Here is a 16,964-nt window from a genome sequence, read left to right as displayed (position 1 = left end):
GGCCTGGTGATCCCCACCGTGCAACCCGCGTACGCGGCGTCGCTGGCCGAGGTGACCAGCTTCGGCGACAACCCCGGGCGCATGCGCATGCACGTCTACGTGCCGGACAACCGCCCGTCCCGGCCGGCCACGGTGGTGGCCATGCACGGCTGCGGCGGTTCCGGCCCCGGCTTCTACTCCGGCAGCGAGTTCGCCGGGCTGGCCGACCGGTACGGCTTCATCGTGATCTATCCCAGCGCCACCCAGCAGGCCGGGTTCGGCAACTGCTTCGACACCTGGTCCGACGCGGCCAAGCGCCGCGGCGGCGGCAGTGACCCGGTGTCGCTCATCTCGATGGTCCGCTACGTGCAGCAGCAGTACGGCGCCGACCCGGACCGGGTCTACGCCACCGGCAGCTCGTCTGGCGGCATGATGACCAACCACATGCTGGCGCTCTACCCGGACGTCTTCAAGGCCGGTGCGGCGTTCATGGGGGTGCCGTTCAACTGCTTCGCCGGCGCCTCCGACTACCCGCCCGGGTCCAGCCAGTGCACCGGCGGGAACATGAACCGCACCCCGCAGCAGTGGGGTGACGCGGTCCGCCAGGCGTACCCCGGCTACACCGGGCCGCGTCCCCGCGTGCAGCTGTGGCACGGCACCAACGACACGCTCGTGCCGTACTCGCTGCTGCAGGAGACGATCGAGCAGTGGACGAACGTGTTCGGGCTCAGCCAGAACCCCACCTCCACCGACACGCCGCAGTCCGGCTGGAACCGGCGGCGCTACGCCGACTCCACCGGCACCGTGCAGGTCGAGGCGTACAGCATCCAGGGCGCCGGGCACAGCCTGCCGTCGTCCGGCATGGCTGCGGCGGCGATCGCCTTCTTCGGCCTGACCAGCACGCCCGGGCCGACCACGCCCCCGCCGGGACCGACCACTCCGCCGCCGGGGCCGACCACGCCCCCGCCCGGCCCCACCACCCCGCCGCCGGGACCGACCACGCCGCCGCCCGGCACCGGCGCCTGCTCGGTGCGCATCGAGCTGAACGCCTGGAACAACGGCCTGACCGAGAACATCACCATCAGCAACACCGGCTCGACCGCGGTGAACGGCTGGTCGCTGGCGTTCACGCTGCCCGGCGGCCAGACCATCACCTCCGGCTGGAACGCCTCGTACTCCCCCTCCTCGGGCCAGGTGACGGCGCGCAACGTCTCCTACAACGCGGCCATCCCGGCCGGCGGCTCGACCACCATCGGCTTCCAGGCCACGCACACCGGCAACGCCGGGCGGCCCAGCTCGTTCACCCTCAACGGCCAGTCCTGCACACTCACCTGACCGGCGTACCCCGACCCCGGTGACGTCCGGACGGCGGCCCCGCGACCCCGCGTCGCGGGGCCGCCGGCTACCCGGCCGGTGGGGCCGGTTCCGGAGCCCCGCCGCGGCTGATCCGCAGCGTCAACACGTCGGTGCGAACCGTGATGTGGCCGTGGAACAGCGCCGCTCCGCCCGTCCCGTAACCGACCTGGGTCGCGGTGACCAGCGGATGTCCGACCGCCACGCCGAGCCGCTCGGTGGCCTCGTCGTCGGCGAGCACCGCGGTGAGTTCGATCTCCGCCCGCCGCACCGGCATGCCGGTCGCGCTGGCCAGGAACTCGAACATGTCCAGGTCGATGCTGAGCAGCCCGGACGGGTCGAGGTCGCGGCCGTCGAACCGCAGCGGCAGGTGATCACGGATCCAGGCCGCCGGGACCCCGTCCACGGCGAAGAGCCGGTCGACCCGCCACACCGGCGAGCCCGGCTCCAGTCCGAGGACGCGCGCGCAGTCGGCCGGGCACTTCGCCCGGCTGACCGACGCGTCCTGAAGCGTCGGACGGTGACCCGTGGCGGTGATCCGGTCCCGCAGCGCGGTGACGTCACCGATGGACACCGGCACCCGCTCGGCGTCGTCGTGCACGAAGGTGCCGATCCCCCAGGTCCGGGTCACCACCCCCTCGGCGGCGAGCTGCCCCAGCACCTCGCGCACCGTCGCGCGGCTGACCTCCAGACGATCGGCCAGGTCCCGCTCGTTGGGCAGCTTCTCACCCGACCGGAACTCGCTGCCGATCAGCTGCCGCAGCCGCCCGTGCGCCGCCTGTAGCGCGGTTTCCCGCCGAGCCATCCGCCCTCACCTCATCACTGCCCGCCGCCGCGTCGGCGTACGGAGTGTAGTTCGTCCACGTCCGCTCGGACGATCACCGGCCCGGCCTCACCACACCTGCTCCAGTACCCGGATGGTGTTGCCGCCGATCACCTTGGCGATCTCGTCGTCGGAGTAGTCGTGCGCCACCAGCCAGCCCACGATGTTCCCGAACGCCTCGCCCGGATTCTCCAGCCCGGACACGTACTCCACCCGCGGGTGCTGCGGACGGTTGCCGGCGTCGTGGGCGTAGTTGCCGGCGTAGGTGTCGTGCACCCCCACGTGGTCGCCGAACATGGTGTCCGGACCGAACGTGACGTGGTCGATGCCGACCAGGTCCACGCAGTAGGTGAAGTGGTCCATCACCGACTCGATCGAGTGGTGCTGGTGCGCCTGCGAGAGCGTGGTGTGCGGGGCGGCCTCGATGCCGATCACGCCACCCCGCTCGGCGCAGGCCCGGATCACCTCGTCCGGCTTCATCCGGGAGGTGTCCCAGACCGAGCGGGCGCCGGCGTGGGTGATGAACACCGGCACCCGGCTGGCCTCGATGACATCCAGGCAGGTCTGGTCGCCGGAGTGCGAGATGTCGATGGCGATCCCGAGCTTGTTCATCCGGTCCACCGCCCGGCGGCCGAAGTGCGTCAGCCCGCCGTCGTGCTTCTCCGACAGGCCCCCGCCGAGCATGTTCGCCTGGCTGTACGCGATGCCGAGCTGGCGTACGCCGAAGCCGTAGAGGATGTCGATCCGGTCCAGCTCGTTCTCGATCGGGCTGCTGCACTCCAGGCCCGCGACCAGGGCCAGCCGGCCGTCCCGCTTCGCGGCGTGGATGTCGTCCAGGGACGTGGCCAGGAAGACGTGGTCCTGCTTGTAGAGGTCACTCATCCGCATCCCGAGGGCGTAGACGAGGTCGTTCCACTTCCAGCCGTTCTCGCTCGTCACACAGGAGGCGCCGGCCATGAAGTTGTCGAAGACGGCGGTCAGGCCGGAGCGCGCCAGCCCCTCGTATCCGGTGCGCTGGCGGGCGGTGCGGTTGTAGGCCCGCAGCTCGCTGACGTCGGCCGGCAGGACCACCGGATGCTCGTGCAGCGAGATGGCGGCGTGCTCGGTGAGCAGCCGCGTCACCCGCGCACGCTGAGCGTCGGTCAGGCCGAGGTCGTGCTCCGGCACCCGGCCGATCTCCTCGGCCAGCGTGAACACCCGGTAGTCCGAGTGCGGCTCCAGGTACGAGTACGACCTGTGACCCTTGTACCGGGGGGCGGGTTCTTGCAGCAAGACGCTTCTCCTTTGGACGATCGCCGGCCGTCACGCGGCCAGCGGGAAGTGGCAGGCGACCGGATGCGCGCCGGCGGCCAGCGGTGGTTCGGTGGTGGCACAGGTGTCGGCCGCCTGCCAGCAACGGGTCCGGAACCGGCAGCCCGAGGGCGGATCCACCGGACTGGGCGGGTCGCCGGCCAGCAGGATCCGCTGCCGCCCCTGCCGGCCGGCCGGGTCCGGCACCGGCACCGCCGACAGCAGCGCCCGGGTGTACGGGTGCCGGGGCGACTCGTAGAGGCTGACCTCGGGGCCGGTCTCCACGAGCTTGCCCAGGTACATCACTGCCACCCGGTCGGAGATGTGGCGCACCACGGACAGGTCGTGGGCGATGAAGACGTACGCCACGCCGAGTTCCTCCTGGAGCCGCTCCAGGAGGTTGACCACCTGCGCCTGGACCGACACGTCCAGCGCGGAGACGGGCTCGTCGCAGACGATGACGTCGGGGCTCAGCGCGAGCGCCCGGGCGATGCCGATGCGCTGGCGCTGCCCGCCGGAGAACTGGTGCGGGTAGCGGTCCAGGTGCAGGCCGGGGTCGAGGCCGACCAGGTCGAGCAGCTCCTTGATCCGCTCGATCCGGCGCCGGCGGTCCAGCACGTCCGGATGGATCTCGAACGGCTGGAGCAGGATCTCCCGGATCGTGCGGCGGGGGTTCAGCGACGTGTACGGGTCCTGGAGCACGATCTGGATCCGCCGGCGCAGGGCCCGCAGCTCCCGTCCCCTGGCCTGGTGCACCACTGACGTGCCGAAGCGCACCGCGCCGGAGGTGGGCTGCTCCAGCCCGACGAGCATGCGGGCCAGCGTGCTCTTGCCGCAGCCGGACTCGCCCACCACGCCGAGCGTCTCGCCCCGGCGCAGGTCGAAGGAGACACCGTCGACGGCCTTGACCACGCCGCCGGAGGTGAACGGGACCCGTCCCTTGACCGGGAAGTGCTTGACCAGGTTCTCGACCCGCAGCACGACCTCATCGCCGGGTGGCATCGAGCACCTCCTCGTGGTGGTGACAGGCGCTGGCGCGATCGGCCGGCAGCGCCAGCAGCGGCGGCAGGACGACCCGGCACTCGTCGGTGGCCCGGGGGCAACGCAGGTGGAACGGGCAGCCGGCAGGGAGCCGAGCCGGGTTGGGCGGAGCGCCGGGAATCGCGTAGAGCTGCTCGTCGCGCCGGTCCACCCGGGGCATCGAGTTGAGCAGCCCCTCGGTGTAGGGGTGCGCCGGACCGGCGAAGATCTGCTCGACGGTGCCCCGTTCGACGATCCGGCCGGCGTACATCACCGCCACGTCGTCGGCGACCTCGGCGACCACCCCCAGGTCGTGGGTGATCAGCAGCAGCCCCATTCCGCTGTCCCGCTGGATCTCCGCGAGCAACTCCATCACCTGGGCCTGCACCGTCACGTCCAGCGCGGTGGTGGGCTCGTCCGCGATCAGCAGGTCCGGTTCCAGGGCGATGGCCAGCGCGATCATGATGCGCTGGCGCATGCCCCCGGAGAACTGGTGCGGATAGTCCCGCATCCGGTCCTTGGCCGCCGGGATCCGCACCCGGTCGACCAGTTCGACGGCGCGGCGGCGGGCGTCGGCCCGGGACATGCCGCGCCGGACCCGCAGCACCTCCACGATCTGGTGTCCGACGGTGAAGACCGGGTTGAGCGCGGCCATCGCGTCCTGGAAGACCATCCCGATCTCCTCGCCGCTGACCCGCTCCCGCTGCTTGCGTGACAGGGTCAGCAGTTCCCTGCCCCGCAGCTGGACCGAGCCGCTGACCGTCGCCGGCGGCACGTCGAGGATGCCCGTCACCGCCTGCGCGGTGACGCTCTTGCCGGAGCCGGACTCACCGAGGATGGCCAGGGTCTGCCCCGACTCGATCCGCAGCGACACCCCGTTCACCGCGTTGACCGGCCCGGTCGGACCGGGGAACGCGACCTTCAGGTCGGCGATCTCCAGCAGGCTCATCGGAGCACTCCGGCGCGGCTGAGGAAGTCCCGCACCACCTGCTGGAACAGCTCCGGCTCCTCCAGTTGCGGCGAGTGGCCGGAGGACTCGAAGACCACCAGCTCGCCGCGGGGCACCAGGTCCGCGATGACCTGCGAGGCGGCCACCGGGGTACGCCAGTCGTGCCGGCCCACCGTCACCAGGGTCGGGCACGTGATCGACGGCAGCTTCGGCTTCAGGTCGTAGCGGGGCATGTTCTGCCCGAAGGCGGCGTTGTGGGTGCGGTAGTGGAACCGGGTGGCGGCCAGCCGCGCCTCGTCCTTTGCCGGGTCGTGCTGGTGGTCGTAGAGCGGCAGGATCGCTTTCCAGTACTCGCGCAACTGCTCGTTGCTCTCGAACCGGCCGGTGCCGATCCGGTCGATGACCCACTCCGGGATCACCGAACGGTCGGTGTTACGGGCCCGCTCCACCGCGAGGTGGTCGTGCGCGGTGTCCGCGGCGGTGTCCCGCAGCACCAGCGCGGAGACCCGCTCCGGGTGGGCGATGGCGTACTCCATGGCGATGAACCCGCCGTACGAGCCGCCGGCCATGACGATCGTCTCGTAGCCGAAGTGCGCGCGGATGGCGTCCACGTCGGCCACCCACTGCTCGTGGGTGAACGGTTCGTCGTCGCTGGACTCGCCGGAGCCGCGGGCGTCGAAGACGATGACCCGCATGCGGTCGGCGAACGGGCCGAACGAGCGCTTCGGCTCCTGGCGGGAGCCGAGGCCCGGCGCACCGTGGTGCACGATCATCGCCGGGCCGTCGACCGGGCCGAACGCCTCGACGACCAGTTCCGCTCCGTTGATTCTCATCGGATCCCCTCGATGATGTTGGACGCCAGGTCACGCGGGTACCGGGTGAGCCGGCGCGGGCCGTCGTCCTGTACCAGGACCGTGTCGGAGATGCGGTAGCCGGCGTGGCCGGGCACGTAGACGCCGGGCTCGCTGGACAGCAGCATCCCGGGGGCCAGCACGGTGTGGTCGCCGTCCTCGACCCAGGGCGCCTCGTGGTTCTGCAGCCCGATGCCGTGGCCCTGCCGGTGCCGGATGTAGTCGCCCAGGCCCCGGTCCCGCAGGACGTCCAGGCAGATCCGGTTGACCTCGGCGCAGGTACGCCCGGCGATCATCGCCTGGGTGCCCACCTCCTGCGCCTCCCGGTCGGCCTCGTAGTAGCGCACCTGCTCGGCGGTGGGCTCGCCGATGACGAACGTCCGCTCGCTCTCCACGAACCGGCTGGCCACCGCCGCGCCGAGGGAGAGGATCAGGGTGTCGCCCGGCTGGAGCCGCCGACGGGTCGGCAGGCCGTGCGGCAGGGCGGAGTTCGGGCCGGCGTAGACCAGCCCGCCGGCCAGCTTGGTGGTGTAGACGACCAGGTCGTACTCGGCGTACATCCGGTCGGTGCCGAAGCCGATCACGTGCCGGGCGATCTCGTCCTCACGCGGCAGCGGCCGCCCGGCGGCGAGCGCCTCCTCGATCAGGGCCCGTCCGGCGGCCAGCATCTCGTCGCAGATCCGCGCGGCCGCCTCGTGGAACGGGATCTCCTCGGGGAACTTGCGCAGCCGCAGCTCGGCGACCGCGTCGGTGGTCTCCAGCGTGGCCCCGCCGATGGCCCGGGACAGCGCCCGGAACGCGCCGACCGAAAGGCCCGCGCCCACGCCGATACGGCGGACCGGACCGCCCGGACGGGACAGCGCCGAGGCGAGCGTCTCCTCGGCGGTGACCACGCCCGGGTACTCGAAGTACGTGACGGTCTGGACCGTCACGCCCTGCTGGGCCGCGTACTCCTCGTCGAGGCGCGGGATCACCAGCAGCGGATCCCCCGTCCGCGGCAGCCAGAGGTACACCGGACGTTCGGTGGCGATGTAGAAGAAGCCACTGAGGAAGGCGACCTCCGCCGGCGAGGTGGCCAGGAACCCGTCCAGCCCTCGTTGTTCGAGCGCCTCGGCGAGCCGGCCACGGACGCTGTGGTAGAAGCTCTCGGGCAGTCGCATGGTCAGCCTCCGTTGCGACGGGGGTCGCGGGTGTCGTTGAACCGGGTTCCGGCGAGGGTCGCCGCCAGCACCAGGAACAGGATCGCCAGGGACGGGAAGAGCGTCTGCCACCAGGCGATCGCGATCGTGCCGCTGCGCTGGGCGTTGAGCAGGATGCGTCCCCAGGACCAGGCGTCCGGGTCGCCGAGCCCGAGGAAGCTCAGGCCGGCCTCGGAGATCACCGCCCGGGAGGCGGTGAGCAGCACGCTGACCACCATCAGCGAGACGACGGCGGGCAGGATCTCCCGGGTGACGATCCGCCAGCCGGTGGCGCCGAGCACCCGCGCACCGTCGATGTAGGGCATCGCGCTGATCACCAGGCCCTGTGACCGGATCAGCCGGGCCACCTCGGGCCAGGCGAAGAACCCGATGATCAGGGTCAGCGTCGTGACGCTCGGGCTCACCACCGCCGCCAGCATGATCATCAGCGGCAGGGTGGGCAGCGCCAGCATCACGTCGGTGATCACCGTGGCGACCGCGTCGAACGGCCGGAAGTACGCCGCGGCCAGCCCGATCGCGGTGCCCAGCACGATGGCGAGCAGCGAGGCGGCCAGGCCGATCACCATGCTGGTCCGGGTGCCCCAGACCACCTGGGCGAAGATGTCCTGCCCGAGGTCGTCGGTGCCGAACCAGTGCGCCCCGGAGGGCGGTTGCAGCACGTCCGCGCCGGCGCCGGCGGGCTCGTCGGCGATCAGCGGCGCGAAGACCGCCAGCACCGCCATCACGAGCAGCACCAGCACCGACAACGCCACGACGGGCTGACGCAGGTAGCCGGAGAGGAAGGACCGCCTGGGCGCGGCCGGGGCCGGCGGGAGCGCCTGCTCGGTCAGCACGGGGGCACTCACGGCACCCTCCCTTCGGTGGTGGCGGCGAACGGATCCGGGCGACGCGCCGGGACGCGGCGCGCGCTCACAGCCGGATCCGGGGGTTGAGGACCGCGTAGAGCATGTCGGTCAGGGCGTTGGCGATCACCACGGTGACGGCGAGCATGATGAACGCCCCCTGGATCACCGGGTAGTCCTGCTGCCCGACCGCCTCGTAGATCAGCCGGCCGACCCCGGGGTAGGCGAAGACCGTCTCGGTCAGCACCGCGCCGCCGACCAGGGTGCCCAGTTGCAGGCCCATCAGGGTCAGCGCCGGCAGGATCGCGTTGCGCAGGCCGTGCTTCCACACCCGACGCCGGGCCGAGAGACCACGCGCCTGCGCGGCGCGGATGTAGTCCTCACCGAGGACCTCGATCATGTTGGTACGGAGGGTCAGCGCGTACGGGCCGAGCTGCACCAGGACCAGGGAGAGCACCGGCAGCACCAGGTGGTGTGCCAGGCTCAGGTAGGCCGCCGCGCCCCGGGTGTCCGGGTCGATCGCCCCGCCGATCGGAAACCAGCCGAGCTGGGCGCCGAAGAAGACCAGCAGCAGGATCGCGACGCTCGGCACGAACAGCGCGTTGGCGCTGATCCCGAAGCCCTGCAACGCGCGGTCGAGCCACTTGCCGCGGTTGACCGCGGCGGCCACGCCGATCGGGATGCCGACGGCGACGGTCAGGACGAACGCGCTGCCGGCCAGCAGCAACGTCCAGGGAAGCCGGTCGAGGATGATGTCGGTGACCGGCTGGATCTGACGGAACGAGATGCCCAGGTTGCCCTGGACCAGCTCGCGCAGGTACGACACGTACTGCTCCCACAGCGGACGGTCCAGGCCGTACGTCTTGAGCAGCGCCGCCTGCATCTCCGGTGTCATGTCGCCCTCGACCATGAGGGTCGTGGGGTCCCCCGGCAGGAGCCGGAGCAGAAAGAACGTCGAAGTGATCGCGATCCACACGGTCAGGACGGCCTTCAGTGCCCGGCTGAGCACGAAACGCGCCACGGGGGACCCCTCCTCTCCTCTGGTTGGGTGGGTTACTTGACCGGGGTGACCTGGGCCAGCGAGTACGCGGTGACCATGCCGAGCAGGTCCGACGGCGACGGGACGAAGCCGGTGAACTTGCTGGCGTTGTAGGCGAACTGGAAGTTCTCCACGTACAGCGGGGTCAGGTACGCCTGCTCGTGCACGACCTTGTCAATGTTCTTGATCTTGGTCTTGAACGCCTCCACGTCGGTGGTGCCGGCCGCGTCGTTGATCAGCGCGTCCATCTCCGCCGACTCGAGCAGGTTGTAGTTGATGCCACCCGGGTTGCTGGACAGGTAGGTGCTGCGCAGCTGGTCCATCGGGTTGTCGAAGACACCCCACTGCGAGGCGTCGATGTCGTACTCGCCGTTCTTGGTGCGGGTGAGGAAGGTGTTCCGCTCCACGCACTCGTTCTCCAGCTTCACGCCGGCCTTGGCCGCGCTCTCCCGGAACAGCTGCACGACCCGGGTGATGTTGGCGTTGGACTGGTCGCACGCCACGCCGAACTTCAGCTCGTCGAAGAAGCCGTCGTTGTTGGCGTCCTTGTAGCCGGCCGCGCTCAGCTTGGCCTTCGCGCCCTCCGGGTCGAACGGGTACGGCTGCAGCTCGGTGTTGTCGTACTCGGAGAAGATCGGCGAGATCGGGCCGGCCATCTGCTGGCCGTCGCCCTGCAGCACGGCCGAGATGATCCCCTTGGTGTCGACCGCCATCGACAGCGCCTGCCGGACGTCCTGGTCGGCGAGGTACTTGTTCTTCATGTTGTAGGTCAGGTGCGCGAAGCCGAGTGCGCCGACCTTCTTCAGCTTGATCTTGTCGTCGTTCTCGAAGGTCTTCGCCGCCGAGACCGGCACCGGGGTGCCCATCATGTCGATGTCGCCGTTGCGCAGCGCCAGCATCATGGTGTTCACGTCCGGGTAGACCCGGTACTCGACCTGGCTCACCGCGGCCTTGCCACCCGGCGCGAGCGGGTAGTGCTCGTTGCGCTTCATGACGTAGCGCTGGCCCTTGGTGATGCTGTCCAGGACGAACGGCCCGGCGCCGACCCAGTTGGAGTCGTTGGCGAACTTGGACAGGTCACCGGCCGGCTCGAAGACGTGCTTCGGCACGACCGACATCCAGAAGCCGACGCCCTCGGCGAACGGCGCGTACGGCTGCGAGAGCTTGAACTTCACAGTGGTCGCGTCCGGCGCCTCGACCGACTCGACCCAGGTCAGCTTCGCCGCGACGTTGCCGAGCTTGTACTTCATGATCGACTCGGCGGAGAACTTCACGTCCTCGGCGACCACCGGCTTGCCGTCGGTCCACTTGAAGTCGTCGCGCAGCACGAAGACGGCGGTCTTGCCGTCGTCCTCGTAGCGGTACTCCTTGGCCAGTTCGGGCGACTTCTTCGCGTTCTCGTCGATCCGCAGCAGGTGCGGGTACATCGCGTTGAGGATCCACGAGTCGGTCTTGCTCAACGACTGGAGCGGGTTGAAGTTGCTCACGTCGGTGGTGGTGCCGATCCGCAGCACCGAGTCCGACGACGAGCCACTGGAGGAGGAGGTCTCCTCGTTCAGACCGCAGCCGGAGACACCGAGCGTGGCCGCCACGCCGAGCGCGACAGCGAGCCGCCACCGACCCTTGACTGTCTTGTTCACCAAACCTCCTGAAGAACCCGGATGATGTTGCCGCCGATGACCTTGGCGATCTCGTCGTCGGAGTAACCGTGCGTGACCAACCACCCGACGATGTTGCTGAAGCACTCCGCCGGGTTCTCCATGCCACTCACGTACGGAACCCGAGGGTGGTCCACCACTCCGTGGGCCTTTCCGATCGCCAGGTGCTGGGTAAAGCTGTCGTGCAGTCCGACGTGGTCACCGAAATTGGTGTCCGGGCCGAACGCGACGTGGTCGATGCCGACCAGTTCCACGCAGTAGGTGAAGTGGTCCATCACCGACTCGATCGAGTGGTGCGGGTGGTCGCCGGAGAGGGTGGTGTGCGGAGCGGCCTCGATGCCGATCACGCCACCCCGCTCGGCGCAGGCCCGGATCACCTCGTCCGGCTTCATCCGGGGGGTGTTCCAGACCGAGCGGGCGCCGGCGTGGGTGATGAACACCGGCACCCGGCTGGCCTCGATCACGTCCAGCGACGTCTGGTCGCCGGAGTGCGAGATGTCGATGGCGATCCCGAGCTTGTTCATCCGGTCCACCGCGCGCCGGCCGAAGTGGGTCAACCCGCCGTCGCGGTCCTCGGAGAGGCCGGAACCGAGCATGTTCGCCTGGCTGTACGCGATGCCCATCTGGCGTACGCCGAAGCCGTAGAGGATGTCGATCCGGTCCAACTCGTTCTCGATCATCGTGGCTGCTTCCAGGCCGGCCACCAGGGCGATCTGCCCGTTGCGCTTGGCCTCGAAGATCTGTTCGAGCGTGGTCGCCACCACCACGTGGTCCTGCTTGGCGACGTCGGCGAAGCGCAGGCCGATGTCGTAGATGACGTCGTCCCACTTCCAGGCGTGCTCGCTGGTCACGCAGCCGGTGCCGTTCATGAAGTTGTCGAAGACCGCGGTCATGCCGGACCGGGCCAGGCCCTCGAACCCGAAGGAGTTGCGGCCGGTGCGGTTGTAGTCGCGCAACTGCGTCACGTCGGCCGGCAGGATCTTCGGGTGCTCGTGCAGCGAGATGGCCATGTGCTCGCGCAGCAGCCGGGAGACGCGGGCACGCTGGTCGTCGGTCAGGCCAAGGTCGTGTTCCGGCACCCGGCCGATCTGTGGCGCGAGCTCGAAGACCTTGTAGTCCACATGCGGCACCAGGTAGTCGAAGGACCGGTATCCGGCGTAGCGGGGGGCGGGTTCCTGCACTGGTCTACTCACCTCGTCAGCTAGAGGCATGAGGAGTGAGGTCTGACCTCATGCCTCGTGGAACGTACCGAGCGCAAGCACGGCACAGGAATACCTCGTGACCTTTCCGTTACCGGAATCGGGGAACATTCCCGCAGGTCGGGACCGGGCTCCGGCAAGCAGGCCGAGCAACTGAGCCGGCCCCGGCCGAATGCACGAGGCGATCGGGCCGAACGGCGGACCGCGCCTCGATCACCCCAAGTGGTCAGACCACTCGACGGCGAAATGCACGCCGACTGCGCGGCAATGGTGAACCAAGGGGTTCAGTGTTGTACGGTGAACCATGTGGTTCAGCAAGAGACGCTCGACCGGGTCTTCGCCAGCCTGGCCGACCCCACCCGACGCGACATCCTGATCCGGCTCGGCACGGGTCCGGCCACCATCAGCGAGCTCACCGGGCCCACCGGGATGAGCCTCACCGGCATGCGCAAGCACGTCCGCGCGCTGGAGGACGCCGGTCTCGTGGTGACGCAGAAGGTCGGCCGGTCCCGGCAGTGCCGGCTCAGCGAGGCCCCGCTGGACACGGCGATGGCCTGGATCAGCTTCTACCGGCGCCTCTGGGCACGCCGCCTGGACGGCCTCGACGCCTATCTCACTCTCACCACGGAGGACCGTGACCATGACGCTCCAGATCCACCTGACCCGACAGCTTCCGGGCACGCCTGAGGAGGCGTTCGACGCCTACACCGACGCCGGCAAACAGAAGATCTGGTTCGGCATCCTGGACGAGGAGCCGGGCATCGTGGAGATCGACGTCGACCTGCGGGTCGGCGGGAAACAGACAGCCGTCTGGGGGCCCTCCCCCGACATGCTGTTCCGCGAGACCCAGACGTTCCTGGAGATCGACCGCCCGCACCGCCTGGTCACCGAGTCCTCCGGCAGCAGCCCGGACGGCGAGACGATGACCACCCGCGTCGAGGTCACCTTCGAGGAGAAGGACGGCGGCACGCTGATGACCGTGACGCAGAGCGGCTTCCCGGCCCCGGAGCTGCGCGACTTCTTCGCCACCGAGGTGTGGACCGGGGCGTTCGCCCGCATCGAGGCGTACCTGACGCGGGAGCGCGGGACGCTGCCCTCGCCCGGCTGACCGGCCGCGCCGTCACGGATTGTGGTCGGGTAGACAGCGCCGGATCCCGCTTTTTGCCGACATCGCGTTGATAAGATCGCGACATGGTGTCGACAAATGTGAGAGGTGGCGGCTGATGTTCCTGGCCATTCGCGAGCTGGGGTTCGCGCGGCTGCGATTCGCCCTGATGGGAGCCGTGATCGTGCTGATCTCGGTGCTGATGGTGATGCTGTCCGGCCTGTCCGTCGGACTGGTCCGCGACGGCGTCTCCGGGCTGCAGAACCTTCCGGTCACCTCGTTCGCGTTCGCCCACGGCGTGCAGCACGACTCGGCGTTCTCGCGCAGCGTGGTGGACGCCTCGACGGTGGACACCTGGCGCGAGCAGCCCGGGGTGGCGGAGGCGACCCCGTTCGGCAACACGCTCATCAACGGGCGTACCGACCGGGGCACCGAGGTCGACCTGGCGCTGTTCGGCGTCGAGACCGACTCGTTCCTGTCGCCCGCGGTCAGCGAGGGCGACCGGCTCGGCCCGGCGGACGGGATCGTGGTGAGCCCCACCGCGATCGACGCGGGCCTGCGCGTCGGCGACACCGTGACGGTGGACCGGCTCGGCACGAAGCTGCGGGTCGTCGGCGTCACCGAGCAGCAGGACACCTTCGGCCACGTCGACGTGGCGTACGTGCCGCTGGCCACCTGGCAGGCGGTCAAGTCCGGCACGCCGGCCGGCACGCAGGTGTCGGCGCAGGCCGCCCAGGAGATCACCGCCGTCGCGGTCCGCGCGGCCGACGGCGACTCGGTGGACCTGGCCGCGGGCGACAAGGCCGCCGGCACGGAGAGCCTGACGCTGGAGGAGTCCTACGGCGCCTCGCCGGGCTACACCGCCGAGACGACGACGCTCCAGCTGATCCAGGGCTTCCTCTACGCGATCTCGGCGCTCGTGGCCGGCGCGTTCTTCGCGGTCTGGGCGATCCAGCGCAAGCAGGAGGTCGCCGTGCTGCGGGCGCTGGGCGCCTCGACCGGCTGGGTGCTGCGCGACGCCCTCACCCAGGCGCTGATCCTGCTGGCCCTCGCCATCGCCGTCGGCATGGGGATCGGACTCGGCCTCGGCGCGCTGATCTCCGGCGGCAACGTGCCGTTCGCGCTGCACCCGCAGAGCATCGCCGCCGCCGCGGCCGGACTGCTCGTGCTCGGCCTGGTCGGCGCGGCAGCCGCCGTCGTCCGCCTCACCTCCATCGACCCGGCGACCGCCCTGGGAGGCAACCGATGAGCAGCCGGACCACAGCATCCCCCTCGACGACGGGCACCGCGCCGGCCGACCTCGGCCTGGTCATGCGCGGCGTCCACCTGCGGCACGGCGACGGCGCGGAGACCGTGCACGCGCTCGACAACGTGGACCTGACCGTCGCGCCGGGCGAGCTGGCCGCGATCGTCGGGCCGTCCGGCGCGGGCAAGTCCAGCCTGCTCGCCGTCGCCGGCGGGCTGGCCCGCCCCGATCAGGGCGCCGTCACAGTGGCCGGCCACGACATGACCGTGTCCAGCCGCCGGGCGCGCACCGAGCTTCGCCGCCGGCACGTCGGGTTCGTGTTCCAGTCGGGCAACCTGCTGCCCGCGCTGACCGCTGCCGACCAGCTGCGCCTGCCGCTGCGACTGGGCGGGCGGCGGGACCGCGCCGGACGCGACCCGCTGGAGATGCTCGCGCACGTCGGCCTGGCCGGTAAGGCCGACCGCCGGCCGCACCAGCTCTCCGGCGGCGAGCGCCAGCGCGTCGGCATCGCCCGGGCGCTGATGACACAGCCGTCCGTGCTGCTGGTGGACGAACCGACAGCGGCGCTGGACCGGGCCCGCAGCCACGACATCGTCCAGCTGCTCGCCCAGGAGGCACGAGAGCGGTCGGTGGCGGTGGTCATGGTCACTCACGATCACGACGTGCTGCAGTACTGTGACACCGTCTACGAGATGATCGACGGCAAGCTCGCCACGAGCAGCTGACCGCGACGGCAGGGCGCGACGCGGACCCGGTGCGCGCACCGGAGACTTGGAGGTTGGCGTGCCGAAGATCCAGGCCTCAACCGTCGCCGAGCACCGGGCCGCCCAGCGGGCGGCGCTGCTCGACGCCGCCCGCGCCCTGCTCTCGCAACACCCGGACCAGATCCCCAGCCTCGCCGACGTGGCGCGGCACGCCGGCCTGGCCCGGTCCAGCGCGTACTCCTACTTCAAGTCACGCACCGACATGTTCGACGTGCTCGTCGCCGACACCTTTCCGCGGTGGTCGGCCTTCGTCGAGAACCGGATGGCCGAGGCCCGCACGCCCGGGTCGCGGATCCTGGCGTACGTCGAGGCCAACCTGCAACTGGTTGCCCGGGGCGACCACGCGCTGGCCCGGGCGATGGCGACAGTCGGCAACAGCGAGGTGCTCGCGACCTCCAGCCGCCTCCTGCACGACAGCCTCGAGGCGCCGCTGCGCGCCGCTCTCGCCGACCACGGGGCGAGCGACCCGAACCGGATGGCCGAGGTCATCCAGTCGATCGTCTACGCCCTCAGCCGCATGATCGAGAACGGCCTCGACCTTCCCTCGGCCACCGGCCTCGCCCGCGAGCTGCTCACGCCGTACGTGCGCCCCGCCGCTGCCTGACCCCCGCCACCGCCGGCACGTCCCACCCGGCCGCCTCGCGGCGAGCGTACCTCCGAACCGGACAGTGCCGACCCGGCCGACCGAACGATCGAAACGGACCGCCGGCCGGTCGCCGGGCGGCGGCACTGTCATCTCCCGTGGCCGCCCGAACGATCGAGCCACGAATCGACGAACCTTGCCCGCTTGCGTTCCGCCTAGTGGAACAGCAGGTCAGAGGCAGTACGGTTCGGTAAGTTACCGATCAGTAGCCTGTTGACGGAGACCGGCGTCACCCCTACCGTTCCACTCAATCGAACGGCGTACGGTTCAACCGAACGCTCTCGGCCATGCCGAGTGCGGCCCGAAACAGGAAGTCCGAGGCATGCCTGACGACAAGCTTCTCGCTCTTCTCTCCCCCACCCGGCTCGGTCGTCTCACACTGCGGAACCGGGTCTTCGTCCCCGGTCACACCACCAACTTCGGACTGAACAACGTGCCCACCGGGCGCCACGTGGCCTACCACGCGGAGCGCGCCCGGGGCGGCGTCGGCCTGATCATCACCGAGGCGATCCGCGTGCACCCCACGAGCGCGGGCCGCAGCATCAGCCTCGGCAGCTTCGACGACTCGTCGATCCCGGCGTACGCGGCGGTGACCGAGGCCGTGCACGAGCACGGCACGCGCATCTTCGCCCAGATCATGCACGCCGGCCGGCAGGCGAACGGGGACGCGACCCGCACCGCCGCCTGGTCCTCGTCACCGGTACCGTGGGCGGCCGGCTCACACGTGCCGCACGCGATGGGACGCCGGGACATCGCCGTCGTCGTCGAGGCGTTCGCCGCCGCCGCCCGGCGGATGCGTGATGCCGGCTTCGACGGCCTGGAGGTGCACGCCGGCCACGGCCACCTGCTGCAGCAGTTCCTCTCGCCGCACACCAACACCCGCGCCGACTCCTACGGCGGCAGCCTCGACAACCGGATGCGGCTGACCCGTGAGGTGCTCACCGCGGTGCTGGCCGCCGCGCCGGACCTGCCCGTCGGACTGCGGGTCAGCGCCGACGAGTTCC

The 16,964-nt window shown here is 70.4% G+C and carries 16 protein-coding genes and 1 pseudogene; 7 read left to right on the top strand and 10 right to left on the bottom strand.

The annotated features are described in order from the left end of the window. Positions 1-1,314: PHB depolymerase family esterase (locus tag KBX39_RS05255; protein ID WP_210869385.1), on the top strand; the 1,314-nt coding region annotated here is incomplete at its 5' end. A 67-nt stretch (positions 1,315-1,381) separates the two neighbouring features. Here KBX39_RS05255 and KBX39_RS05250 read toward each other — a convergent pair. The 10 genes from KBX39_RS05250 to KBX39_RS05205 form a co-directional block, all read right to left on the bottom strand. Beyond that, positions 1,382-2,137 carry a GntR family transcriptional regulator gene (locus KBX39_RS05250; protein ID WP_064445588.1) on the bottom strand — a complete coding sequence of 252 codons (756 nt, stop codon included), beginning with the start codon at positions 2,135-2,137 and terminating at the stop codon, positions 1,382-1,384. An 87-nt stretch (positions 2,138-2,224) separates the two neighbouring features. Further along, a complete protein-coding gene (locus KBX39_RS05245) occupies positions 2,225-3,427 on the bottom strand; it encodes a dipeptidase (protein ID WP_198033260.1) in 1,203 nt (400 codons plus the stop codon). A gap of 30 nt (positions 3,428-3,457) precedes the next feature. Beyond that, positions 3,458-4,447 (bottom strand): ABC transporter ATP-binding protein, encoded by a 990-nt coding sequence (locus KBX39_RS05240; RefSeq protein ID WP_043323250.1) that lies wholly within the window; start codon positions 4,445-4,447, stop codon positions 3,458-3,460. Next, positions 4,431-5,414 carry an ABC transporter ATP-binding protein gene (locus KBX39_RS05235; RefSeq protein WP_043323248.1) on the bottom strand — a complete coding sequence of 328 codons (984 nt, stop codon included), beginning with the start codon at positions 5,412-5,414 and terminating at the stop codon, positions 4,431-4,433. The genes KBX39_RS05240 and KBX39_RS05235 overlap by 17 nt, the downstream gene beginning before the upstream one ends. Then, positions 5,411-6,247 carry an alpha/beta fold hydrolase gene (locus KBX39_RS05230; RefSeq protein ID WP_043323247.1) on the bottom strand — a complete coding sequence of 279 codons (837 nt, stop codon included), beginning with the start codon at positions 6,245-6,247 and terminating at the stop codon, positions 5,411-5,413. Before KBX39_RS05230 ends, KBX39_RS05235 begins: the two co-directional genes overlap by 4 nt. Then, on the bottom strand, positions 6,244-7,425 hold the full coding sequence (locus KBX39_RS05225; RefSeq protein ID WP_210869383.1) for a Xaa-Pro peptidase family protein: 1,182 nt from the start codon (positions 7,423-7,425) through the stop codon (positions 6,244-6,246). Before KBX39_RS05225 ends, KBX39_RS05230 begins: the two co-directional genes overlap by 4 nt. Before the next feature lie 2 nt (positions 7,426-7,427). Next, on the bottom strand, positions 7,428-8,309 hold the full coding sequence (locus tag KBX39_RS05220; protein WP_223200978.1) for an ABC transporter permease: 882 nt from the start codon (positions 8,307-8,309) through the stop codon (positions 7,428-7,430). A 64-nt stretch (positions 8,310-8,373) separates the two neighbouring features. Further along, a complete protein-coding gene (locus KBX39_RS05215) occupies positions 8,374-9,327 on the bottom strand; it encodes an ABC transporter permease (RefSeq protein ID WP_043323238.1) in 954 nt (317 codons plus the stop codon). Positions 9,328-9,359: 32 nt separating this feature from the next. After that, a complete protein-coding gene (locus tag KBX39_RS05210; protein ID WP_043323235.1) occupies positions 9,360-10,985 on the bottom strand; it encodes an ABC transporter substrate-binding protein in 1,626 nt (541 codons plus the stop codon). Beyond that, positions 10,982-12,184, bottom strand: coding sequence for a dipeptidase (locus KBX39_RS05205; protein ID WP_043323232.1), 1,203 nt, complete (start codon positions 12,182-12,184; stop codon positions 10,982-10,984). The genes KBX39_RS05210 and KBX39_RS05205 overlap by 4 nt, the downstream gene beginning before the upstream one ends. A 324-nt stretch (positions 12,185-12,508) precedes the next feature. On the opposite strand from KBX39_RS05205, the gene KBX39_RS05200 reads away from it, so the two are divergent. From KBX39_RS05200 to KBX39_RS05175, 6 genes and pseudogenes are all read left to right on the top strand, one after another. Then, entirely contained in the window at positions 12,509-12,889 is a 381-nt protein-coding gene (locus KBX39_RS05200) for a metalloregulator ArsR/SmtB family transcription factor (RefSeq protein ID WP_176722809.1), read from the top strand. Further along, positions 12,843-13,310, top strand: coding sequence for an SRPBCC domain-containing protein (locus tag KBX39_RS05195; RefSeq protein WP_069088410.1), 468 nt, complete (start codon positions 12,843-12,845; stop codon positions 13,308-13,310). Before KBX39_RS05200 ends, KBX39_RS05195 begins: the two co-directional genes overlap by 47 nt. A gap of 115 nt (positions 13,311-13,425) precedes the next feature. After that, positions 13,426-14,556 carry an ABC transporter permease gene (locus tag KBX39_RS05190; protein WP_210869381.1) on the top strand — a complete coding sequence of 377 codons (1,131 nt, stop codon included), beginning with the start codon at positions 13,426-13,428 and terminating at the stop codon, positions 14,554-14,556. After that, positions 14,553-15,278, top strand: coding sequence for an ABC transporter ATP-binding protein (locus tag KBX39_RS05185; protein WP_069088408.1), 726 nt, complete (start codon positions 14,553-14,555; stop codon positions 15,276-15,278). The genes KBX39_RS05190 and KBX39_RS05185 overlap by 4 nt, the downstream gene beginning before the upstream one ends. Before the next feature lie 58 nt (positions 15,279-15,336). Beyond that, positions 15,337-15,921 carry a TetR/AcrR family transcriptional regulator gene (locus tag KBX39_RS05180; protein WP_043323222.1) on the top strand — a complete coding sequence of 195 codons (585 nt, stop codon included), beginning with the start codon at positions 15,337-15,339 and terminating at the stop codon, positions 15,919-15,921. A gap of 361 nt (positions 15,922-16,282) precedes the next feature. Next, positions 16,283-16,964 (top strand): annotated as a pseudogene (locus KBX39_RS05175) (NADH:flavin oxidoreductase); the annotation flags it as partial.

Source organism: Micromonospora sp. D75 (assembly GCF_018070405.1).
Lineage (GTDB): Bacteria > Actinomycetota > Actinomycetes > Mycobacteriales > Micromonosporaceae > Micromonospora > Micromonospora chalcea.
The sequence above is the reverse complement of the archived record's forward strand: the minus strand, read 5'-3'. Positions and strand labels throughout refer to the sequence as shown.

Excerpts from the sequence above, each read along its gene's own strand:
- KBX39_RS05185 (WP_069088408.1), top strand. The coding sequence starts at position 14,553 with ATGAGCAGCCGGACCACAGCATCCCCCTCGACGACGGGCACCGCGCCG.
- KBX39_RS05240 (WP_043323250.1), bottom strand. The coding sequence starts at position 4,447 with ATGCCACCCGGCGATGAGGTCGTGCTGCGGGTCGAGAACCTGGTCAAG.
- KBX39_RS05235 (WP_043323248.1), bottom strand. The coding sequence starts at position 5,414 with ATGAGCCTGCTGGAGATCGCCGACCTGAAGGTCGCGTTCCCCGGTCCG.
- KBX39_RS05190 (WP_210869381.1), top strand. The coding sequence starts at position 13,426 with ATGTTCCTGGCCATTCGCGAGCTGGGGTTCGCGCGGCTGCGATTCGCC.
- KBX39_RS05250 (WP_064445588.1), bottom strand. The coding sequence starts at position 2,137 with ATGGCTCGGCGGGAAACCGCGCTACAGGCGGCGCACGGGCGGCTGCGG.
- KBX39_RS05195 (WP_069088410.1), top strand. The coding sequence starts at position 12,843 with ATGACGCTCCAGATCCACCTGACCCGACAGCTTCCGGGCACGCCTGAG.
- KBX39_RS05230 (WP_043323247.1), bottom strand. The coding sequence starts at position 6,247 with ATGAGAATCAACGGAGCGGAACTGGTCGTCGAGGCGTTCGGCCCGGTC.
- KBX39_RS05225 (WP_210869383.1), bottom strand. The coding sequence starts at position 7,425 with ATGCGACTGCCCGAGAGCTTCTACCACAGCGTCCGTGGCCGGCTCGCC.